The 21935-nt window shown below is 61.4% G+C and carries 23 protein-coding genes; 6 read left to right on the forward strand and 17 right to left on the reverse strand.

Annotated elements, in window-relative coordinates:
• Positions 1-55: 55 nt before the first annotated feature.
• A complete protein-coding gene (locus TAN611_RS10090; protein WP_203067652.1) occupies positions 56-1366 on the reverse strand; it encodes an MFS transporter in 1311 nt (436 codons plus the stop codon).
• Between the two features lie 342 nt (positions 1367-1708).
• Here TAN611_RS10090 and TAN611_RS10095 point away from each other — a divergent pair, with 342 nt between their 5' ends.
• On the forward strand, positions 1709-2833 hold the full coding sequence (locus TAN611_RS10095; protein ID WP_160026849.1) for a calcium-binding protein: 1125 nt from the start codon (positions 1709-1711) through the stop codon (positions 2831-2833).
• A 72-nt stretch (positions 2834-2905) separates the two neighbouring features.
• Here the strand turns inward: TAN611_RS10095 and TAN611_RS10100 are convergent, their stop codons facing one another.
• From TAN611_RS10100 to galB, 8 genes are all read right to left on the reverse strand, one after another.
• Positions 2906-4195 carry a c-type cytochrome gene (locus TAN611_RS10100; protein WP_105230804.1) on the reverse strand — a complete coding sequence of 430 codons (1290 nt, stop codon included), beginning with the start codon at positions 4193-4195 and terminating at the stop codon, positions 2906-2908.
• Entirely contained in the window at positions 4192-5808 is a 1617-nt protein-coding gene (locus TAN611_RS10105) for a GMC family oxidoreductase (RefSeq protein ID WP_105230805.1), read from the reverse strand. Before TAN611_RS10105 ends, TAN611_RS10100 begins: the two co-directional genes overlap by 4 nt.
• Positions 5801-6322 (reverse strand): sugar dehydrogenase complex small subunit, encoded by a 522-nt coding sequence (locus tag TAN611_RS10110; protein WP_203067653.1) that lies wholly within the window; start codon positions 6320-6322, stop codon positions 5801-5803. The genes TAN611_RS10105 and TAN611_RS10110 overlap by 8 nt, the downstream gene beginning before the upstream one ends.
• Before the next feature lie 23 nt (positions 6323-6345).
• Complete coding sequence (locus TAN611_RS10115; RefSeq protein WP_234008652.1) at positions 6346-6750, reverse strand: heme-binding protein; 405 nt, start codon at positions 6748-6750, stop codon at positions 6346-6348.
• Positions 6751-6978: 228 nt separating this feature from the next.
• The gene (locus tag TAN611_RS10120; RefSeq protein WP_105230808.1) at positions 6979-7866 is read right to left on the reverse strand and encodes a DUF1932 domain-containing protein; all 888 of its coding nucleotides are present in this window, start codon (positions 7864-7866) and stop codon (positions 6979-6981) included.
• Positions 7867-7882: 16 nt separating this feature from the next.
• Positions 7883-8962 (reverse strand): 4-oxalomesaconate tautomerase, encoded by a 1080-nt coding sequence (locus TAN611_RS10125; protein ID WP_203067654.1) that lies wholly within the window; start codon positions 8960-8962, stop codon positions 7883-7885.
• A 1-nt stretch (position 8963) separates the two neighbouring features.
• Positions 8964-9677: a 4-carboxy-4-hydroxy-2-oxoadipate aldolase/oxaloacetate decarboxylase gene (locus tag TAN611_RS10130; RefSeq protein ID WP_105230810.1), complete on the reverse strand. Its 714-nt coding sequence runs from the start codon at positions 9675-9677 to the stop codon at positions 8964-8966.
• Positions 9674-10414, reverse strand: a complete 741-nt coding sequence (gene galB / locus TAN611_RS10135) for a 4-oxalmesaconate hydratase (RefSeq protein WP_111737228.1) — start codon at positions 10412-10414, stop codon at positions 9674-9676. Before galB ends, TAN611_RS10130 begins: the two co-directional genes overlap by 4 nt.
• 128 nt (positions 10415-10542) lie before the next feature.
• Between galB and TAN611_RS10140 the strand changes: the two genes are divergently transcribed.
• Entirely contained in the window at positions 10543-11766 is a 1224-nt protein-coding gene (locus TAN611_RS10140; protein ID WP_111737227.1) for a LysR substrate-binding domain-containing protein, read from the forward strand.
• On the opposite strand, the gene aroQ is transcribed toward TAN611_RS10140, so the two are convergent.
• From aroQ to pckA, 5 genes are all read right to left on the reverse strand, one after another.
• Entirely contained in the window at positions 11763-12194 is a 432-nt protein-coding gene (gene aroQ, locus TAN611_RS10145) for a type II 3-dehydroquinate dehydratase (protein WP_203067655.1), read from the reverse strand. The genes TAN611_RS10140 and aroQ overlap by 4 nt on opposite strands.
• 10 nt (positions 12195-12204) lie before the next feature.
• A complete protein-coding gene (locus tag TAN611_RS10150; protein WP_111737225.1) occupies positions 12205-13038 on the reverse strand; it encodes an amidohydrolase in 834 nt (277 codons plus the stop codon).
• Entirely contained in the window at positions 13035-14297 is a 1263-nt protein-coding gene (locus TAN611_RS10155) for a gallate dioxygenase (RefSeq protein WP_111737224.1), read from the reverse strand. Before TAN611_RS10155 ends, TAN611_RS10150 begins: the two co-directional genes overlap by 4 nt.
• A gap of 24 nt (positions 14298-14321) precedes the next feature.
• Positions 14322-15701 carry an aromatic acid/H+ symport family MFS transporter gene (locus TAN611_RS10160; RefSeq protein WP_187043254.1) on the reverse strand — a complete coding sequence of 460 codons (1380 nt, stop codon included), beginning with the start codon at positions 15699-15701 and terminating at the stop codon, positions 14322-14324.
• A gap of 291 nt (positions 15702-15992) precedes the next feature.
• Positions 15993-17612, reverse strand: coding sequence for a phosphoenolpyruvate carboxykinase (ATP) (pckA, locus tag TAN611_RS10165; RefSeq protein WP_203067656.1), 1620 nt, complete (start codon positions 17610-17612; stop codon positions 15993-15995).
• Between the two features lie 493 nt (positions 17613-18105).
• Here pckA and TAN611_RS10170 point away from each other — a divergent pair, with 493 nt between their 5' ends.
• Positions 18106-19452 (forward strand): 2-hydroxycarboxylate transporter family protein, encoded by a 1347-nt coding sequence (locus tag TAN611_RS10170; protein WP_203067657.1) that lies wholly within the window; start codon positions 18106-18108, stop codon positions 19450-19452.
• Between the two features lie 148 nt (positions 19453-19600).
• Here the strand turns inward: TAN611_RS10170 and TAN611_RS10175 are convergent, their stop codons facing one another.
• The gene (locus tag TAN611_RS10175) at positions 19601-19810 is read right to left on the reverse strand and encodes a hypothetical protein (RefSeq protein WP_105230819.1); all 210 of its coding nucleotides are present in this window, start codon (positions 19808-19810) and stop codon (positions 19601-19603) included.
• A gap of 165 nt (positions 19811-19975) precedes the next feature.
• Here TAN611_RS10175 and TAN611_RS10180 point away from each other — a divergent pair, with 165 nt between their 5' ends.
• Complete coding sequence (locus tag TAN611_RS10180; protein ID WP_203067807.1) at positions 19976-20140, forward strand: hypothetical protein; 165 nt, start codon at positions 19976-19978, stop codon at positions 20138-20140.
• Between the two features lie 28 nt (positions 20141-20168).
• Here the strand turns inward: TAN611_RS10180 and yniD are convergent, their stop codons facing one another.
• A complete protein-coding gene (gene yniD / locus TAN611_RS23500) occupies positions 20169-20261 on the reverse strand; it encodes a small membrane protein YniD (protein ID WP_370447004.1) in 93 nt (30 codons plus the stop codon).
• Between the two features lie 336 nt (positions 20262-20597).
• On the opposite strand from yniD, the gene TAN611_RS10185 reads away from it, so the two are divergent.
• On the forward strand, positions 20598-20990 hold the full coding sequence (locus TAN611_RS10185; protein WP_197951966.1) for an ASCH domain-containing protein: 393 nt from the start codon (positions 20598-20600) through the stop codon (positions 20988-20990).
• A gap of 4 nt (positions 20991-20994) precedes the next feature.
• A complete protein-coding gene (locus TAN611_RS10190) occupies positions 20995-21597 on the forward strand; it encodes a hypothetical protein (protein WP_203067658.1) in 603 nt (200 codons plus the stop codon).
• A gap of 52 nt (positions 21598-21649) precedes the next feature.
• Here TAN611_RS10190 and TAN611_RS10195 read toward each other — a convergent pair whose 3' ends face one another.
• Positions 21650-21898: a DUF1480 family protein gene (locus TAN611_RS10195; RefSeq protein ID WP_105230822.1), complete on the reverse strand. Its 249-nt coding sequence runs from the start codon at positions 21896-21898 to the stop codon at positions 21650-21652.
• Positions 21899-21935: the final 37 nt, after the last annotated feature.

A 21935-nucleotide genomic window follows, 5' to 3' on the forward strand; every position in this document is an offset into this window, starting at 1 on the left:
GTTAACGTTAACATTTTGGCGTTGTGATCGCTATCACGTCTGGTCGGCTGAGGGGTTAGGCCGCGTCGAGCGGGCGCAGGTGGTCGTCGCGCCGCAGCGTCATCAGCGCCAGCAGGCTGATCAGTGAGGTAGCCACCACGTAATAGGCCGGAATATCGATATTGCCGGTTTCACGAATCAGACCGGTGATAATCAGCCCGGCGGAGCCGGAGAACACCGCGTTGGACAGCGAATAAGCCAGCCCGAGTCCGGTATAGCGCACTCGGGTAGGGAACATCTCTGCCAGCATCGCCGGGCCGGGGCCGGCCAGTAGCCCGACCACCGCGCCGGCCACCAGCACCGCCGCACCTTTTTGCCACAGCGCCGCGCCGACGTCCTGCAGCAGATGCAGCAGCGGAAAGGTAAACAGGATCACCGCGCTGATGGCGCCGATCATCACCGTTTTACGCCCCAGCCGATCGCTGAGGATACCGGCCGGCAGAATGGTCAGGGCAAAACCGACGTTGGCCAGCACGGTGGCCGCCAACGCCTGTTGCAGCGTGGCGTGCAGCGAAGTTTGCAGATAGGTGGGCATCACCACCAGAAAGGTGTAGCCGGCGGCCGACCAGCCCATCATCCGGCCAATGCCGACGGTTATGGTTTTGACCACGACCAGCGGCGCGGCGGACGCCGGGCGCTCGGCGGCGGCGGGCTGTTGCTGCGCCCGGGTGAAGCTGGGCGTCTCCTCCAGTTTTAGCCGCAGCCACAGCGCCAGCACGCCGAGCGGCAGCGCCAGCAGGAACGGGATGCGCCAGCCCCAATCGTGCAGCTGCTCGTGGCTGAGCAGCGCGCTGAGCAACGCCACCAGCCCGGCGCCCGCCAGCAGCCCGAGCGCCACGGTCAGCGACTGCCAGGCGCCGAAGCGGCCACGTTTGCCGGGCGGGGCGAACTCGGTCAGCAGTGCGACCGCACCGCCGAACTCACCGCCGGCGGACAGCCCCTGCAGCATACGCAGCAGCGTCAGCAGCAGCGGGGCGGCGACGCCGATTGACGCATAAGTCGGCATCACGCCGATCAGCGCGGTGGTCAGCGTCATCAGCAGCACCACCACGATCAGCGTCGGCCGCCGGCCGATACGATCGCCGATGCGGCCAAAAATCACCGCGCCGATGGGACGGCAGAAAAACGCCAGCGCAAAGGCGGCATAGGCGAGGATCAGGCTGGTAACGGCATTTTCGCCTTGCAGGGTGAAGAAGTTGGCGGCGATCACCGTGGCCAGAAAGCCGTACACGCCAAATTCGTACCACTCAATAAAGTTGCCGACCGAACCGGCCAACAGCGCCTGACGTGAGCGGCGGCTGTCCATCACTGCGGAGTTTGCTGTCATGCTGATCCTTAACCTCAGTCATCGGGGGAGACGTGATGGCTCAATGATTGCACGTTTTGTCGATGAGTTAACAATGGGCTGTCTCGATTGTGATCGAGGGAACGATTGACCGGGGCAGCCGACAAAAAGTATAGGAAAAGTCGCAGTTAAGGATGATTACGTGTCCGGCTTAACAAACCGGCATGGCGAATAGTTTATTTTGTGTACAGCTTGGTCTATACCCTCTCTCTATGGAGAACCATTGAGCAGAGGATGCCCCCCGCATGCTGTAAGGCGTGCTTGGGCCAGTACGCCATGTAGGGGAATGCCTCATAACGTTATACGAGAAATAAGGGTATCGTCATGAATAATATGAAATTAACAACGTTGCCTTGGCTGGAAGACAATACGATACGCGAGGGTATCGGCGCATTATTGCCACAAATACCCAATATTATCCTGGGCAGCGAGGGAGATGACCTCCTGAAAGGGAGCAACGGTAAGGATTGGGTGTTTGGTTTTGCTGGCAATGACATTATCAAGCTTGGTACGCCGGAAAATGATGCCGATACGGTATTTTCCGGCAGCGGCGATGATGAAATTTACACCGGCGATAACGCAACGGTTTTTGCCGGCGCGGGCAACGATTCTCTGCGCATGACCGAGAGCAGCACGATCTTTATGGGCGACGGGGATGACCGGGTTGACGCCGGGCTGGATGTGCATGGGCACAACACGGTGTTTGGCGGCGATGGCAATGACCGCATCGATTTTAACTACGGCATATACTGGGGTATTCATTATGGCATCGACGATCCCCCAAGAGAGATTATGCCGGAAGACGATGTCATCTACGGCGGCGCCGGCGATGATTGGATAACGCCGATGGGTGAGAACAATCTGGTGCATGGCGATGAGGGCAACGATCTGATTAGCGTCGAACTGTTGCTGCAGACGCCCACGGATAATGGGCGTTTATACGGTGATGACGGGGACGATAAAATTTATATCGTGAATGAGCCGTTTCCCGGCTATAACATTGGCCAGTTAGGCACCCATTTTAACCTCGACGGCGGGGCCGGCAATGATTTGCTGCTCTCTTCCTCGTCCGGTGGTGATACGCTGACCGGCGGCAGCGGTAATGATGTCTTTTTATATGAGTGGGTTGGCGCTACCAGCGCTAAAGATCCCGACATTATCACCGATTTCACCTTCAACGAGCAGGAACAAGATAAGATTGACCTCAGTGAGCTCAATGAGAGCGGCTATGAATACTATGATAACTTGATCGGCTGGGAGGTAGACAGCGACCTGACCTTTATCGGCTATCAGCCGTTCAGCGGCAATGGCAAGGAAGTGCGGCTGGAGCATACGGCAGAAGGCACCAACGTTGAAGTGGATCCCTTCGTTGAACCGAGTGCGGAGCTGTTCCAAATTCAGCTGGTCGGCGTGACGCAAGAACTGACGCAAGAGGCCTTCATACTTTGAATGTGTAGGGCATGCAACATGGCATGGCTGGTTCTGGCCCCCTCCGGTTGAGGGGGCGCAAAAATGCCGTGCTTACGGCCGGTCGCCCTGCAGCACCGTCGGCGGCTGCGGCAGATTGGCATCCTGCCGCTGGCGCGCCACCTGTTCGGCGCTGGCGTTGGCCGCCGCAGGGTTGCCGAACTGGCGGTTGACGTAGTTGCTCAGCGTCGCCACCTCGTCATCCCTCAGCTCGCCGGCGAAGGCCGGCATCAGGATTTCCCCCTGCTGCATATGCCGCTGTACGCCACCGAGGATCACCGCCACCAGGTTTTTATTGTCCGCGGCGCCGGTGCTGCCGTGATGCAGCAGCGATGGATAGGCGTGGAAACCGCTCCCCTTGCCGGCGCCGTCGGCACCGTGACAGCTGGCGCAGTGGCGGTTGAACAGCGCCGCGCCGGAGGCCTCGCCGCCATTGCCGCCGCGCAGCGTCAGGTAGTCCTGCGTCGGCTGTCCCCAGGCGTCGCGGGCCTTGCGCTGTGCATCATCGGCGATGGGCTTTACGCTGCGCAGATAGGTCGCCATGGCGTGCAGATCGCTGTCCGGCAGGTATTGCAGACTGTGCTCGATGGCCTCCGCCATCGGCCCGGCGGCCGAGGCGCGCCCGGCGACGTTGCCGGTTTTCAGGTAGTCGACCAGCTCCTGCTGCGACCAACTGCCGATGCCGGCGCGTTTATCCGGCGTGATGTTATACGCCGTCCAGCCGCCGAGGTCGCCGCCGGCAAAGGCGTTGTCCTCGTCCATCCCCATGGTGAGAGTGCGCGGCGTATGGCAGGTGCCGCAGTGCGCCAGCGCTTCCACCAGATAGCGGCCGTGGTTCCATTCGTCGCTTTTGGCCGGGTCCGGCCGCAGTTCGCCGGCGCTGAAGTTAAACAGCTTCCATAACCGCATGCCCCAGCGCTGGTTGAACGGGAAGGCCAGATCGGTGCGCGGCGTTGCCTGATGCACCGCCGGTTGCGCCAGCAGGTAGGCTTTGATCGCCAGCACGTCGTCGCGCTTCATTTTGGTGAAGGCGTCGTACGGCATCGCCGGGTAGAGCTGCTGGCCGTTTTTACCCACGCCGTCGCGCACTGCCGCGACGAATTCGTCATCGCTCCAGTTACCGATGCCGAACTGCTTGTCGGCGGAGATATTGCTGCCGTAAATCACGCCGAACGGCGTGCTGACCGGATAGCCGCCGCCAAACGCCGGGCCGCCCGGCGCGGTATGGCAGGCGGTGCAGTCGGCGGCGCGCGCCAGATACTCGCCGCGCTTGATCAGCGCATCGTCACCGTGCGCCCACAGCGGCGCGGCGCTGAGAAACAGCGCCAGTAGCGTCTTCTTCATGCCATGCCTCCCTGCAGACTGCTCAGCACGCTGTCCGCCATGCGCAGCGCCAGTGCCACGCCGGTCAGCGTCGAGTTGACCGTGGAGGCGGAAGGCATGATGCCGGTGCCGGCGATAAACAGGTTGGGGTGGTCGTGGCTGCGGCAGTCGCCGTCAACCACCGAATCGCGCGGATCGCGCCCCATCATCATGGTGCCGGTGATGTGCTGGTTGTTGTCATAAACGCCGCGCCGGCTGTACAGCGCCTCGCTGCCGCCCATCTGTTTGACGATACGCCGGAAGTCGACCATCGACTGGTCGTAGCCGCGGTGCACATACTCCGGAAAGCGGTAGTAGACTTCCAGTTTGGGGATGCCCCAGGCGTCTTTCTCGGTTTTGCTCAGCTGCACGCGGTTTTCCGGCTCGGGCAGCATCTCCAGCAGGCATTTCAGCTGTACGTAGCGTTCGGACTGGAACGCCAGCTTTTCATTCAGCGCCTTGCCGTAATAGCCCTGACGGATCAGGCGCTCGGTGAGGTAGCGCACCGGCGAGGTGTTGGCCAGATCGACCCGCAGGGCTGAACGCTGCGCCCGGAACGCGCCGTCGCGCAGGTTGTTGATGCTGCCGGGCCGCATCGGCCCGCGGCCGAACCATACCGGTTCGTCGGCGTAAAATTCTACCGAACTGCCCGGATGATCCATCAGATTACGGCCGACCATGCCGGAACTGTTGGCGATGCCGTGGCGATAACGCTCGCTGCTGGACAGCAGCAGGATTTTCGGGCTTTCAATACCGTTGGCGGTCAGTACGAAGCGTTTGCCGCTGACCCGGTGGCTGTGTTTATTGCGATCCAGATAGTGCACCGCCACGATATTACCCTTGTCGTCGGCCTCAATACGGTACACCACCGCATTGGCGACGATGCGCACGCCGGCCTCCAGCGCCTTGCGGGCGGAGATGCCGCCGTGATACTGGGCGTCGATCGGGCAGACCGGCATACAGTTGTTATTACCGCAGCAGGCCGGGCGACCGTCGTAGGGAACGCTGTTGCGCGCCTGCGGGCCGATGCCGACCTCATAACCCAGCCCGGCGACGCGCTGTTTAATCCGTTCAAATCCGTAAGGCAGCGGGATCCCCGGCAGCGGGTAAGGGCGCGAGCGCGGCGAGTCCAGATCGCTGTCGCCGGAAACCCCCATCTGGTATTCGGCCTCGCAATAGTAAGGCTCCAGATCGGCGTAACCGATCGGCCAGTCGCGGCCTACGCCGTACAGGCTCTGCAGGCGCATATCGTTCGGCAGCAGGCGGAACGCCTGCCCGGCCCAGTGCCAGGTGGTGCCGCCGATACCGCGCAGATACTGGGCGCGGTAGGGGTCCGGCCCTTTTTGGATCAGGTAGTTGTTATCGCTCGGTACGAATTTGGGCTGCGGCGCCCAGGGCTGCGGCGGAAACGGCTCGGTAAAGTCGCCCTTGAACGGCGAGTTGCGGAACAGCTCCACCGCGTTGTCACGTTTAATCTCCGGGCCGGACTCCAGCATCAGCACCGAGGCGCCGGCCTGCGCCATCTTTAATGCCGCCAGCGAGCCGGCAATACCGGCGCCGATGACCACCACGTCGGCACTTAATGAATCAGGCATGATTATTCTCCTTATGCGGCGGTCGGATCCAGAAATTTGGCTCGCCCGGGCAGTAACTGGGGGGCGTTAATGAGTCGCGCACCAGTTGATAGCTGACGATGTTTTCGAAGGCGATGCATTCAGGCTGGGCGGCATCGCCGATAACGCCGAGATACCAGCCGCCGATCAACGCGTGATACAGGCGCGTCAGCGGTGCGGCATGCTGTTTCAGCTGTTGTTGCAGGGCTGCGCCGTCCTGGGTGCCGTGTTGCTGCAGCAGCGTTGCCAGCGCGTCGAGCAGCGGATTCAGCTGCGGGAAGCGCGGCAGCAGCGCCTGATACAGCCGCTGCGCCAGCTGCGGGTCGGGCAGCGGCATACCGGTCAGCGAACGAGAGACGGTGAGAAAAGCGTCCGGCAGCGATGCGGCGTCAGGCACCGCCAGCGCGGCACGTCCCAACAGGTTTTGCGCCAGGACGCCGGCCGCCAGCAACCCCGCCGAGCCGAGCACCAGCCGGCGGCGTGAAAGAGCGATCATAGAAAGGTTCCTTTTGGCAGGGGTTACTGCAGCGCGGAGGCGGCGGTTTGCGAAGCCTGATTATCCAGCTCTTGTTTTGGCGTGCTGACGCCGACCGCGCCGACCACGTCGCCGCCAAGCGTCAGCGGGTAGCCGCCGCCGAGCGCCACCGCATGCGGGATGGCGAGCACGGTGGTTTCGCCGTTTTGCAGCCGTTGCATAAACGTCAGTGAAGGCGTGCGGTAGAGAGCGGAGGTGCGCGCCTTGCCGAGCGCGGCGTCCACACAGCCGAGCGGCGCGCCGTCAAAGCGTTGGAACGCCAGCAGCAGGCCGGCGCGATCCACCACGGCGACGCAGCCGACGCTATGCTGCGTTTGCAGGCTGTGGCGCACGTTGTCGATCACTTGATTGGCCTGCTGATTGGTCAGCGGCGCGACGGGCGCCGCCATGGCGTGGCCGGCGCTGGCAGAGAGCAGCGCGCCGGTTAACAGGAGCATTTTTTTCATTACGGTGTTTTTCCAGTGCCAAGAGAGAAGTCATCGGAGCGTGCGGGCGGGGTCACCATGCTGCGGCTTGCCCGCGCGTCCTGTTTTTATGTACCTTTTGGTTCAAAATACTTTGTTGTTAGTTTGTTAACAATGTGAATTTAACGAAAATAAATCGTTATTTGATGCCGATCACAATTTGCCGTAGATCGCCTCAAGTGCTTGTTGCCAAACGAAAGGTTCCAGTTGCGAATAGCGGATATTTTGCGCTTTCATCGCGTCGACCAGCCCCTGCTGCGATAACACCGTCGCGCGGCTTTGGTGCGGTTCCACGCCAACGTCCTGCAGCGTTTTCACCACTTCCCCCATCTCCTCGGCGCGGCGTTGCCCGTGCTCCGCTACCCGGCTAATCAGGTAGTGGGGCAGTCGCTCGTCCCAGCCCAGCGACGGGAAACTGGCGTGCAGCGAATCGAGCACCGGCCGTTCGACGCCGTAGCGGCGGGCGGCGTGCAGGCATTCGACGGTCAGCGCCTCCAGCCCCTTGATCATCACGCTGCGGCACATTTTGATCGCCGAGGCCTCGCCGATGCGATCGCTGTGAATCCTGGCGTTAAATCCTAACGGCTGCAGCCGTGCGCCGCCCTCGGCCGCCGCCGGGCCGCCCAGCAGCAGCGGCGTTTGCAGCCGCTTGGGCGGCACCGGCGCCATTACCGCAACCTCGACATAGCGCGCGTCGCTGGCTTGCTCAATCGCCGCGGCGGCGGCGCGTTTGGTATGGGGGGCGGCGGAGTTCAGGTCGAAAAAGTACTGGCCGGCGCGCAGCAGCGGAGCACACTGCGTGGCGACCGCCAGCGTATTGGCGGCGGTGACGACGGAAAAAATCAGCTCGGCGTCGGCCAGCGCCGCCGGCAGTTGTTCGGTCAGCGTGCAGCCGCAGCGCTCGGCGGTGGCGAGCATCGCCGGCGTAATGTGCTGGTCATAGGCGGTAACGCATGCGCCCTGAGCGCTCAGTGCCTGAGCCAGAATGCTGCCGACTTCACCGAAGCCGATCAGCGTGACCCGTGGGGTAAAGGTGGTCATCAGTTTCTCCCTATGGTTAGGCCGGCCAGATCGCGCCGGGAATGCACACCTCACCGGCGAAAATCAGCCGGGCGGTACGCAGCAGGCCGGCCTGTGTCAGTTCGCCGGCGGGCGTGCGGGTCAGCAAGACGCTGAATTCGCCGCTGGGATGCTCCACGCTGACGCGCTGCTGTTCATCGTCGCCTGCCTGAGCCAGCGGCTGCGCCACGCTGCCCGCCAGCAGACAGGCGCTGGCGACGCTGACCGCGCCCAGTACGCCGATCGAGGCGTGGCAGCGGTGGGGAATAAAGGTGCGGCTGCTGACGGCGCCGCCGGCGTGCGGCGCGGCCAGCAGGGTCATTTTCGGCACGCTGCGCTGGCTGACGTCGCCCAGGTTCATCAGCGGGCCGGCCTGCAGGCGAATGTGCTCCAGCCGCTGTTTGAGCTGTTGGTCGGCATCCAGCTGGTCGCGGCTTTCGTAGCCGCTGCGGCCGAGATCCGCTGCGCGCAGCAGTACCACCGGCATGCCGTTGTCGATACAGGTGACCGCCACGCCGTCAATCTGGTCGCAGGCCCGGCCGGTCGGCAGCAGAGCGCCGCAGCTGGAGCCGGCGATATCGCGGAAGGTCAGCACAATTTCGGCGGCGCTGCCGGGCACGCCGTCGATGGACAGATCGCCGTCGTAGCGCACCTCGCCGTCCGGCGTGGGGATGCGCGCCACCGCCACCTGGCCGGTGTTCTGCATAAAGATGCGCACTTCGGTGAACGCCGCGTCGGTGGCCACCAGGCCGCGCTCGATGGCGAACGGCCCGACCGCCGCCAAAATATTGCCGCAGTTCTGGCCGTAATCCACCACCGGGCGGTCGACGTTGACCTGAGCGAACAGATAGTCGACGTCGGCGTCTGCGCGCTGCGAGCGGCTGACGATCGCCACTTTGCTGGTCAGCGGATCGCCGCCGCCGAGGCCGTCGATCTGACGGATATCCGGCGAGCCCATCGCCGCCAGCAGTACGCGGTCGCGCGCCGCCGGCTGTGACGGCAGGTCGTCCGCCAGAAAGAATGCGCCTTTTGAGGTGCCGCCGCGCATCAGCAGGCAGGGGATCCGACGTTGGCGCATGTTACTCCTCCAACTGGTCCAGTGAGTCGTAGTAGGTCAGGCCTTTTTCCGCCAGACGCGGTCGCATCTGGTAAATATCCAGCCCCAGCTCGCCGTTGGCCATCCGCAGGCGCTTGCTCTCCTCCAGCTCGGCGCGGCGGCGGCTGGCCGCCAGCGTCGCTTCGGCCTCGGCATGGCGCACCACCACCACGCCGTCATCGTCGGCGACCACCGCATCGCCCGGATAAATCAGCTGCCCGGCGCACACCAGCGGCACATTGACCGACCCCAGCGTCTCTTTCACCGTGCCCTGCGCATACACCGCCCGCGACCAGACCGGGAAGCCCATTTCACGCAGCGTGCGGGTGTCGCGCACTCCCAGATCGGCCACCAGCCCGCGCACGCCGTGCGCCTGCAGCGAGGTGGCCAACAGATCGCCGAAGTAGCCGTCGATACAGGGGGAGGTCGGCGCCACCACCAGAATATCGCCCGGCCGGCACTGCTCGACCGCCACGTGGAACATCCAGTTATCGCCCGGCGCCGCCAGCACGGTGACCGCATTGCCGGCGATCCCGCGATCCTGCTGAATCGGCCGGATGGCCGGATCGAGCAGCCCTTTGCGACCCTGCGCCTCATGCACCGTGGCGACGCCGAACGCCGCCAGCGCCGCCAGCGTGGCGTCGCTGCTGCGCGGGACAGAACGCACCACCACGCCTTTTTTACCGATGATGCTCATGCCAGATCCTCCGTCACCCGCGGGAAAATGCTCTGATAGCCTTCGCCATACACGATGTTTTTGCCGCTGGCGATGCCGACGTTGCGCTTGGCCTGTACGCCGCGCTGCTGGGCGACGCGGGTGTAGTACTCCCACAGGTGTTCCTGGCCGGCCATGCACTGAATTGCCTGATATTTTTTATCCCATACCGAGGTGATATCCAGCAGCACGTCCGGTTTCCATTCACACTGCTCCGGCTGGTGGGGTTCAAACAGGTACACCGGCGGCGCGGCGACGATCGGCTCGCCCGGCCGGTAGCCTTCCGCCTGCGCGATAATGCGCGCTTCCTGCGTCAGGTTGCAGGCCAGCGGGTGATCGTAGTTGTACGGATCTTTTTGCGAGTGGGTCAGCACAAAGTGCGGCTGCACCCGGCGGAACACGTCCGCCAGGCGGAACAGATGCTCTTTATCGGCGCGCAGCGGGTAGTCGCCCATATCGAAGAATTCGATGCTGGCGCCGAGGATTTCGGCGGCGGCGCAGGCTTCTTCCCGGCGGGCGGCCTTCACTTTTTGCTCGGTCATCTCGCCTTTGCGCCACAGCTTGGCCGATTCGCCACGCTCGCCGAACGACAGACAGACGATATGCACCTGATAACCCTGCTGACCGTGCAGCGCAATGGCGCCGCCGGCGCGCCAGACAAAGTCGGCGGAATGGGCGCTGACCACCAGGGCGGTTTTGTTTGCGGTTATCTCACTCATGTTCGGATTCCTTGGCTGATTGGAGTGAGCTCATGCTGTCAGTTTCCCGCGTCGGCGGATAATTCATTTGATTGCAGCAGGTATGCGTTTTATTTATATTGCCTGCATCGCCGTCCGGGAGGTTGAGCATGGACTATGAAGAAGACGCGCTGACAAACCTGATGCAAATCAGAGCATTCAGCCAGGTTGTCACGCAGGGCAGCGTTTCGCGCGCCGCCGATGAGTTATTCAGAACACAGTCGGCCATCACCCGGTCGATTCGCGATCTGGAGCAAAAACTGGCGGTGCCGCTGTTTGAGCGTCATGCCAGCGGCATGCTGCTGACCGATTTCGGCAAGTGCGTGCTGCCGCGCGCGCGGCGGGCGATTGCGGAACTGCATCAGGTGCCGGCGCTGCTGGCGCGTCTGCTGGGTAAAGGGGCGGCGCGTACCGACAGCGAACCGCTGTACCTGTTTAACGTACGCCGGCTGCAGATTTTCGTCTGCCTGTGTGAAACGCGGCATATGCAGACCGTGGCGACGCTGCTGGGCCTGAGCCAGCCGGCGATCAGTGCTGCGCTGAAGGTGCTGGAAAACGGCGTCGGCACGCCGCTGCTGGAGCGGACGCCGCACGGCATGGTGCCTTCGCTGGCCGGACGGGAAATTGAGGCCAACATCCGGCGTGCGCTCAATGAGCTGCACCATATTCCGGCGGATATCGCCGCCCGGCGCGGGGTGCTGACCGGCGCGGTGCGGGTCGGCGCGCTGCCGCTGGGGCGTACCCGGCTGCTGCCGCAGGCGATTGTCCAGCTGACCTCGCGCTATCCTGGCGTCAGCGTGGTGACCAACGAGAGCGCGTTTTCCGCGCTGGCGTCTGAATTACGCTCCGGCGATATCGATTTTATTTTTGGCGCGTTACGCGCCAGCGATTATGCGGCGGATGTGTACAGCGAAACGCTGTTTACCGAAGAGATGGTGCTGCTGGCGCGTCGTGGTCATCCGCTGGCGCAGGCCGGGCTGCAGCCGGCGCAGCTGAAGGGCGCGCGCTGGGTGCTGCCGCGCTCGGCCACCCCGGCGCGGCGTCTGTTGGACGACTGCTTTCTGGCGATGGCGATGCCGCCGCCGTCGCCGGTGGTGGAAACCGGCGATCTGGCGCTGGTGCGCGGGCTGTTGCTCAATTCAGATATGCTGGCGGCGGTGTCGGCGCACCAGCTGGAGCATGAACTGGCGTCGGGGGAGTTGGTGCAGCTGCCGATGGCGCTGCCCAACACCGGCCGCGCCATCGGCCTGACGTTCCGTACCGGCAGCCTGCATTCGCCGGCGGCGCAGGCGCTGATCGACAGCCTGCGCGCGCAGTGTGCCGGTATCGGTTAAAGCAGGCTGGCGGCCTGCATCAGCGCGTAGCGGTAGCCTTGAATGCCAAAGCCGCAGATCACGCCGTGCGCCACATCGGACAGGTAGGAGTGGTGGCGGAACGGTTCGCGCTTGTGCACATTGGTGATATGCACTTCAAACAGCGGCAGGGCGACAGCGGTGACGGCGTCACGAATCGCCACCGAGGTGTGGGTCCAGGCAGCCGGATTGATCACCAGCGCCTGCGCCTTGCCGCGCGTCTCCTGGATCCAGTCGATCATCTGCCCCTCGTGGTTGGTCTGCAGAAATACCAGTTCCACATTCAGCTCGGCGGCCGTCCGGCGGCATAGCGCTTCGATAGTGGCCAGCGTGTCATGGCCGTAGGTTTCCGGTTCGCGGTTGCCCAGCAGGTTGAGGTTGGGGCCGTTAAGCACGTAAATGGTTTTCATCGTCTCTCCGTTAGTCAGTAAAACCAAACAGGCGCTGCGGCGTGTGCCACAGAATCTGTTGACGCGTCTGCGCGTCGGGGAACAGGTTTTCGCACAGCATCAGCAGCGTGCCCATGTCCATCCGTTCGGTGGCGCGCAGGAACGGCCAGTCGGAGCCCCACATGCACTTCTCCGCGCCGTAGGCGGCCAGCAGCGCCTGCACATAGGGCTGCGCGTCGGCGAACGGGTAGTGCTGACGGGAAAACTTCGCCAGCCCGGACAGTTTCATATACACATGTTCACGCTCCGCCAGCTGCAGCAGCGCCTGAAAGGCCGGCTGCTCCAGCCCGGCGGCGGCGTCGGGGCGGCCGCTGTGGTCGAACAGCAGTCTGGCGCGGCTGCGCCGCAGCAGCGGCAGCAGTGCCGGCAACTGGTCATCCTGTACCTGAATCTGCGCGTACAGCCCCAGTTCCGCCAATTGCGCCATCAGCCGGTCAAGCTGCAGAAACGGCGCGACGCCGAGCATGGCGACGTTGAGGGCGATGCCGACCACGCCCTGTGTCTGCAGTTGCGCCAGTGATTCGCTGCTGCTGTCGAACGGTACCACCGCGATGCCCTTATGGCGGCCTTCACCGCCGGCCAGCGCCGCCAGCAGGCAGCGGTTGTCGGTGTTATAGCCCGAAGTGGGGCCGACAATCAGCGAATGGCGAATGCCGTAGGCCTGCATCACCGCGCGGTAGTGGGCCAACGTCGCCAGCTCATGGCCGGCCGGGTTATAGGCGCTGTCCGGCGCATAGGGGAAATGGCCCGGGTCGAACAGGTGGTGGTGGCAGTCGATCTTCGGCTGGCTAAATAGTGTTGTCATGCGTCTTTCCCCGCGACCGAATACAGCACCTGTTGGTTACGCGTTTTCTGGAACTCCTCCAACGTTTCGCCGCGCATGGCGGCGTAAATATGCAGGTTGGAGCTGCCGACCACCGCGCCCAGCTTCTCCAGCAGGAAGAAGCTGACGCCGTAGTGGATCATCGCCCGCCAGTCGAGTTCGCGCAGCATGCGCTGTTCTTCGTCGCTCAGCGCCGCCTGATCAAACAGCGCCTGCTGCTGTTGAAGGAAACGGGCGCGCCAGTCCGGCTGGATCAGCCGGTGCAGAAAGCGGTTGATGCGCAGCGCCTTCAGGCTGCGGGCATGGGTGAACGGGTAGGTGCCCGGCAGTTTTTCCACGCCGGCTAACTGCTGATTGATTTTGTCGCGCTGGCGCTGCTGCACGTCGACCGGCGCTTCGCGCGCGCGGTTTTCCAGAATCAGCGTGGAGATGCCGGTCATCGAGGGCAGGTAGTAGGCCTCATGCAGTTTTTCCACGTTGGCGGAGAGCGCGCCGCGCATAATCAGCCACATAATCACCTCCGCCCCTTCCAGGCCGCCGAGGGTGGCGTATTCCGCCAGGGTGATGTCGGTCAGGCGCTGCGGATCGTTCACCAGCATATCGACAAACTGAGCGTCCCATTCCGGGTTATTGAAGCCGCAGCGTTCGCCGTGCACCTGATGCGAGACGCCGCCGGTGGCGACCACCGCCACCTTCAGATCTTCCGGGAAACTTTCGATCGCCCGCCGTAGCGCCTGGCCCAGTTTGTAGCAGCGACGGGCTGACGGGATTGGGAACTGCAGCACGCCGACCTGCAGCGGGACTACCCGGGTCGGCCAGCCGCTATCCTGCCAGGGCAGCAGGGCGGACAGCGGTGAGAACAGGCCGTGGTCCAGCGGTTTGTCCTGGAAGAACGCCATATCGAATTCGTCAGCCATCAGGCTGGCGCCGATATGCTGGGACAGCGCCGCATGGCCGGCGACGGGCGGCAGATCGCGCGGCCCGCCGCCTTCGTCAGCGACGGCGTAGCTGTCGTCAATCCCCAGCGCAAATGCCGAATAGTGGTCGAAGAAAAATGACGTGACGTGGTCGTTGAATACGTACAGCAGCACGTCGGGTTTTTTCTCCGCCAGCCATTGCTGCATCGGGGCGAAACCGTCGAAAATCGGTGCCCAGGCGCTCTCCTGCTGTTTATTGTGATCCACCGCAAAGCCGATGGTGGGGGTGTGGGACACGGCCAGTCCGCCAATGATCGTTGCCATCCTGTTACCTCTGTCTGAAAGTGTTTACCGGTTATTCATGGTGCGCGACAGCGCTGGCAGGTCGTTAAGGCCAATGCCTTTTACCCTTTCCGCCGGACGCGCGTGCTGATGATTGATAATGGTGATCGCCGCCAGCAGAGCCGGGGTGGCGAGGATAATGAAAATGCTGGTGGCGCCGGGGAACATCCCCAGCAGCACGCCGCCGAGCGATGAACTGATAATTGCGCCGCTGCGGCCGATGCCGTGCATCCAACTGACGCCGGTGGCGCGCATCTCCGTCGGGTAGAACGCCGGGGAGAACGCCTGCAGGCCGGTTTGCGCGCCGTTGATGCATACCCCGCTGATAAACACCAGCACCGCCAGCGCCGTCGGGCCAAAGCCCCAGATGCCCTGCGCCAGCAGGCAGCACATGCCCATCAGGTAGAACAGGGCGATCACCCGTTTGGCGACGAAGCGATCCATCAGGTTACCCACCAGCAGCCCGCCGATGGTGCCGCCCAGCTGAAATAAGCCGGCGATAATCGCCGCGCGCTCCAGCGAAAAACCGGCGCCGCGCACGATGGTCGGCAGCCAGCCGTTGAGCAGATAAATCACAAACAGCCCCATAAAATAGGTGAGCCACAGTACCAGCGTGCCTCTGGCGTAGCCGTTGCTGAACAGTTGCAGCACCCGGGCCTTCTTGGCGATCGCCGGCGTTTTCAGCACGAAGGTGGTGCCGGCGCTGAATACGCCGCCGGCGCGCCGCAGGATGCGGGCGATTTTGTCTTTATGTTGGTTGCGCACCACCATATACAGGGTGGATTCCGGCAGGATCCACATCAGCAGCGGCAGCATCAGCAGCGGCAGCAGGCCGCCGAGGAACAGCACCGATTTCCACCCCAGGCTCGGCAGCATGCCGGCGGCGATAAAACCGCCGGCGCCGGAGCCGATATTAAAGCCGCTGTACATCAGGGTGATCATCAGGCTGCGGCGGCGCTCCGGCATATATTCGGACACCAGCGTCACGCAGTTGGGCATCACCGCCCCCAGCCCGAGGCCGGTAAGAAAGCGCAGCACGGCCATTTCCAGCGGGGTGCGGGCGAAGGTGCTGAGCAGGCTGAACAGCGAGAAACAGAGGATTGACAGCAGCAGCACTTTCTTGCGGCCGAAGCGGTCGGAGTAGGGGCCGGCGATCAGCGCGCCGAGAGCGACGCCGAGCATCGCCGCGCCGAGGATCGGCCCCATTTCGCCCCGTGAAATGCCCCAGTCTTCGATCAGCGCCGGGGCGATAAAGCCCATCACCGCGGCGTCGTAACCGTCGAACATAATGATGATGAAGCACAGGATTAATACCAGCCACTGATAGCCGGAGATGGGGCGCGAATCGATCCACGCTTTGACGTCAACAATGTTGTGGTTGCTCATCGGGTACGCTCTCTGTTTTTTTTATTAATATGTGATCGGATTAAAACTTTGGCCGCAGGCCGGAAACGTATTGGATGAGCGTCAGCCGATGTGTTTTAAATGTTTATAGCATTAAATTGATTTGTATCAATGAATTATCTTAATTGTTGCTGACGCCTCGCTAACCACGTTAGGGAGTGCGCCGCAGGTTGTCTGCCGGAAAATGATTAACGAGGTATGAGTTTTATTTATTTGTCTGGGCGACGGAAATAAAAAAGGGCGCAGTGATTGCGCCCTGTCGAGGTCTGCGGGTTAGCGCTGCGGGCCGGCGGCCAGCAGGCGTTCTCCCGCCGGAGTGACGGTGTATTTGGCGAAGTTATCGATAAAGCGCTGCGCCAGATCCTGCGCTTTTTCCTGCCACAATGATTCGTCGGCGTAGGTTTTGCGCGGGTCGAGAATCGCCGGGTCGACCCCCGGCAGCGCGGTTGGCACCGCCAGGCCGAAGATCGGCAGGGTGATGGTGTCCGCCTGCTCAATTTCGCCGTTGAGGATGGCGTCGATAATGCCGCGCGTGTCCTTGATTGAAATGCGTTTGCCGCTGCCGTTCCAGCCGGTATTGACCAGATAGGCCTGCGCGCCGGCGGCCTCCATGCGTTTTACCAGCACCTCGGCGTACTGCGTCGGGTGCAGCGTCAGGAAGGCGGCGCCGAAGCAGGCGGAGAAGGTCGGCGTCGGCGCGGTGATGCCGCGTTCGGTGCCCGCCAGTTTGGCGGTGAAGCCGGACAGGAAGTGATACTGCGTCTGCTCCGGCGTCAGGCGGGAGACCGGCGGCAGCACGCCGAAGGCATCGGCAGTCAGGAAGATGATTTTCTGCGCGTGGCCGGCCTTGGACACCGGTGCGACGATGTTGTCGATATGGTTAATCGGGTAGGAGACGCGGGTGTTCTCGGTTTTTGAACCGTCGTCAAAATCGATGCTGCCGTCGGCACGCACCGTGACGTTTTCCAGCAGCGCGTCGCGGCGGATCGCCTGATAAATTTCCGGTTCGGCCTGCGGCGACAGTTTGATGGTTTTGGCGTAGCAGCCGCCTTCGAAGTTAAACACGCCGTCGTCGTCCCAGCCGTGTTCGTCATCACCGATCAACTGGCGCTTCGGATCGGTGGACAGGGTGGTTTTGCCGGTGCCGGACAGGCCGAAGAATACCGCCACGTCACCCTGTTCGCCGACGTTGGCCGAGCAGTGCATGGAGGCAATGCCTTTCAGCGGCAGCAGGTAGTTCATGATGGAGAACATACCCTTTTTCATTTCGCCGCCGTACCAGGTGCCGCCGATCAGCTGCATGCGCTCCGTCAGGTTGAAGGCGACGAAGTTTTCCGAGTGCAGCCCCTGCTGCTGCCAGTCCGGATTGGTGCATTTGGCGCCGTTCAGCACCACAAAATCCGGCTCAAAGTCCGCCAGTTCGGCATCGCTTGGCCGGATAAACATGTTCTTCACAAAGTGTGCCTGCCAGGCGACCTCGGTGATAAAGCGCACTTTCAGACGCGTATCGGCGTTGGCACCACAGAAGGCGTCAACTACAAACAGGCGCTTGCCGGACAGCTGATCGCCTACGCGGGATTTCAACTGCTGCCAGACTTCCGGCGACATCGGCTGATTATCATTTTTGCCGGTGCCGCTGTCCGACCACCAGACGGTGTCGCGCGTGACGTCATCACGCACAATATATTTATCCTTTGGTGAACGACCGGTAAATTCGCCGGTATCAACGGCGACCGCGCCGAGGTTGGTCGGGGTGCCGCGCTCCAGCGCCGGCAGATCGGCGCGGGTTTCCTCGTTGAACAGCAGTTCGTAATCAGGGTTGTAAACGATATCGCTAACCTGATGGATACCGTAGCGGGCGAGGGTTTGTGGGGTTACAGCGGTTGAAGACATAGTCTACTTCCTTATCATACCTTTCGGTGTGACGCCGTCGTTGCGTAAACCGCCGGGTCAGCTACCTGAGGTACCGTTATCGTGTGTCCGACGGGCTAACGACAAGGCGTAACGGCATCGGACGTTTTATTTTGCTGACCGGATTCAGCCGTGCTATTTCCGGTTCTTATTTCTGCAAATCAGCAGTTATTTGCCGACTCCTATAACATGGGAGCAAAAATAATCCCGCTTAATTTAATTACAAAATGCTGACGATAATTAATTAACGCCAAGCTTGGCGGAGTGTCACACTATTTAATTTCGACGGATTAATTTTGTTCTGCTTTTTTATTTTTTATCATATCTTCGGCCTTGTCTACTGTTTTATCTACCTCTAATAACCCGGCGCATATCGATGTGCTGGTCAGTAACCTCATGTTTTTTATTTATTAATTATTTTCATTTGGGCGAGTTCGGCCCATGATTTATCAGACACTTGCGGGTAAGGTGAATAATGAAACAGATAAATGTTGAACTCGGTCGTGACAAAGTCACGCCGCAATCAGACTCGTCCGGAATAATATGGAAAATACGGAGGATGGATATCGGCACGGTGCCGATTGCGCTGTTTGTCACTATTTGCGCCATCGTCGGTACTTCGGCCTACGCCAACTTTTTACCGAAAAACATGATCGGCGGATTGGCGATCATCATGACGCTGGGTTTTGCCCTGGCGCAGTTGGGAAAATCTATTCCGCTATTGCGGGAAATTGGCGGCCCGGCGATTTTATGCCTGATGGTGCCGTCGGTGCTGGTCTATTTTAACGTCTTTCAACCCAATGTGCTGGCGACCGTTAATCTGCTGATGAAAGAGGCCAACCTGCTGTACTTTGTGATCGCCAGCCTGGTGGTCGGCAGTATCCTCGGCATGAACCGGACGATCCTGATTCAGGGGATGATCCGCATGTTCGTGCCGCTGCTGGCGGGGACGCTGGCTGCGGTGGCGACCGGGCTGCTGGTGGGGCAGCTGTTTGGCTACAGCGTTTATCACACCTTCTTTTTTATTATCGTGCCGATTATCGGCGGGGGCATCGGCGAGGGGATTTTGCCGCTGTCGCTGGCCTACTCGGCGATCCTCGGCGCCACGCCGGACGTGTATGTCGCGCAGTTGGCGCCGGCGGCGGTGCTGGGCAATATCTTCGCCATCGTCACCGCCGGCGTGCTGGCGCGTATCGGCATAAAACGTCGCACGCTGAGCGGCGACGGGATGCTGATTCGCTCTGCACAGGATAACGCGTTGTTCACGCAGCAGGAGAGCGGCAGCGCGGTTAATTTCCACTGGATGGGCGGCGGTTTACTGGTGATTTGCGCCTTTTTTATCGTCGGCGGACTGTTTGAACATCTAGTGCATATTCCCGGCCCGGTGCTGATGATTCTGTTTGCGGTATTGTGCAAATACTGTCGGATTATTCCCGCCAATATGGAGAGCGGCGCGCACAGTTTCTATAAATTCGTTTCCGCCGCGCTGGTGTGGCCGCTGATGATTGGCCTGGGCATGCTGTATGTGCCGCTGGAGAACGTGGTGGCGGTATTCTCCGTCGGCTATGTCATCGTTTGTGGTTCGGTGGTGCTGTCGATGGGGTTGGTGAGTTTTCTGATTGCGCCGCGGCTGAAGATGTTCCCGGTGGAGGCGGCGATTGTCACCTGTTGCCATAGCGGGCTGGGCGGCACCGGCGATGTGGCGATTCTGTCGGCATCAAACCGTATGGGGCTGATGCCGTTTGCGCAGATCGCCACGCGTATCGGCGGGGCATCGACGGTAATTGGTGCGACGCTGTTGCTGGGCTGGCTGTCACGCTGAGATAATCTCAGGAAAAAAATCAGTTTTTTCTACGTAATGCCGATAATTCTGATTAAATTTTCAGATTGTTCGTGAGATAATTTTTTCCAGACGTCTGGGCTTGCATACCTTGGATGTCTGCCGAGTCGCCAGCCATACGGTTGGCGATTCATTCTCCCCCTTTGAGCATATTAATTGCCGCGCCCAGCAGAATACGCTGCTCAATATCCTGACAGGCCGCCGACTGGCGCGCCAGCTGCCTGGCCAAGGTTTCCACCGACAGCGCTTCGCCGCGATGGCGCAGCTGCATCACGCCGTCGCCGATCAGGCGGGCGACTTCGTCCCAAACGGGTTTTATCTCCTGCTCCGAGAACTTCATCGTTAACCTCGGTCGGTGATTTTTTGCTCAATGTAGCAGTTGGCCGACACCAGCGCCAGCGCCGCACGCGGCTAACCATAAAACCGGAAGTATAAAAATCAAACCGTCAGTATTTCTTCTGCTTTTACCGTTCAATACTTAAAGCGTCGTACAGCGGGAGAGAAAATGATGAGTCTGGTAGAGCAACTGGCGGCCTATTACCGCGCATCGCGTTCGGCGGAAGTTCAGCATCCGCTTTGTCGCTGGTGGCTGCCGCAGGGAGAAGAACGCGTAGCCTATTTACGTGAATTGCTGGAGCCGACGGCCAGAAAGCCTGTCGCCCGGCACTAAACCGCTAAGCGGTCGGCCTGCCGGTCGCTTAGCCGAAGGCAATCGCCGCCCAGCGCAGTAACAGCAGGGCCAGACAGATGCCGAGCAGCACCAGCAGCATTTTGCCATGCTTGGCGCGCATACGTTTGGTGACCAACAGTGCCTCCTCGTGCTTCAGACGCTGAGAAAACCGATGCTCAGCCCGATGACAACCAGAACAACCAGCGTGACGGCTTGCAATAAGTCGCTGAAGGTATCGTCGGGGTCTTTGCCGCACTCTTTCATAATACTACTCGCCTAAGGCTATTCGCCAGCCGTGAATGAGTCCCCAGTATGCCTGCCATAACGCGGCGGGCACAGGGCATTTCCGTAAATATCAGGTAAAGATTGGTCGGCGGCGCTTGAGCGAAGCTGCGACGCCCCGTCGGGTTTGTAGTATGCTCGCGGTATCAATACGCTTTCTGACAGGCAGACAACCATGGCCAAGGTAATACCGGCACACTATGAGCAGGCGGAACGCTGGGCGTTCGGCGATAACGAAGCATTAGCGGATGAGCTGGTGCAGCTGATCCTGAACGGCAGCAAGACCGCCACCTGTTCCAATCTGGATGAGGACGGCATTCCACAGGCCGGCGATATTTTCGTGGTGGTGGACGGCCGGGGGGAACCGGCCTGCGCGATCAAACTGACCTCGGTCGATGTGCGCAGTTACGATCAGGTTGATGAAGCGCACGCCTTCGCCGAAGGGGAAGGCGACCGCACGCTGGCCTACTGGCGCCGCGAGCACCGGCGCTTCTTTGAGGCGTACGATATGTTTGCGCCGGATATGACGCTGATCCTGATGCATTTTACCGTGGTTGAGGCGTTTTAGACCGATGTGCGCGGTGCCGTATTGTTGCCAGTGGGCGACGCCGGAACTGGCGGCCGATCTGATTGCCGGCCGCGCCACGCTGGCGGATGACCCGAACTGGGCGGCCAGCGGCGCGCTGGAGCAGGCGGAATACCTGGAATGGGCCAACCATGTGTGCGGCATGGCCTGTCTGCGGATGATTCTGATTCACCGGGACGGCAGCGCGCCGCCGCTGCTGGCATTGGCGCGGCGCAGCCTGCCGTACGGCGCCTATGTGCGGCAGGACGACGAACGGATAAAGGGGCTGATTTATGCGCCTTTTGTTCGTTACGTGGGCGAACAGTTTGCGCTGCAGGCGGCGGTGCAGGTCGATATGACGGCCGCACAACTGCCGGCGCTGCTTGCCGAGTGGCGCTACATCATCGCCTCGGTGCATCCCTCCATCCGGCAGCCGCTGCAGACGCCACCGCAGCGGGGCGGGCATCTGGTGCTGATCACCGCGGCGCCGGCGGGGCGGCTGCAGTTCCATAACCCGTCTGGCGATCGTCCGGAAACGCAGGAGAACGTGACCATGTCACCTGAAGCGTTCGGCCGATTTTTCGCCGGGCGCGTTATCACGGTGAAATAAAAAACGCGCTGCGTTCGCCGCGCAGCGCGTCTGTGACTCTCCTTATCGCCGTTCAGCCGATACGCATAATCCAGGCGTCCTGCTGACGATCATAATGCTGTTTATACAGCAACAACTGCTTACCGTTCAGCGTGGCGGGAATGCTGGTGTGCTCGTCCCAGCCATCCAGTTGCATGCACAAATCCGGGTCCGATTTGCATGGAATGGTCAGCAGGCCATTGCTCTCCGCCTGTTCGGCGGCAGCGGAATGAATGGCATCATCGACCTCAAAACTGCCTATTTTCACTACGGATACGCTCATGAATACTCCTTTTCAGCCAGATGCAGGAGGTATGACC

Source organism: Serratia sp. Tan611 (assembly GCF_905188235.1).
Taxonomy (GTDB): domain Bacteria; phylum Pseudomonadota; class Gammaproteobacteria; order Enterobacterales; family Enterobacteriaceae; genus Serratia_B; species Serratia_B rhizosphaerae.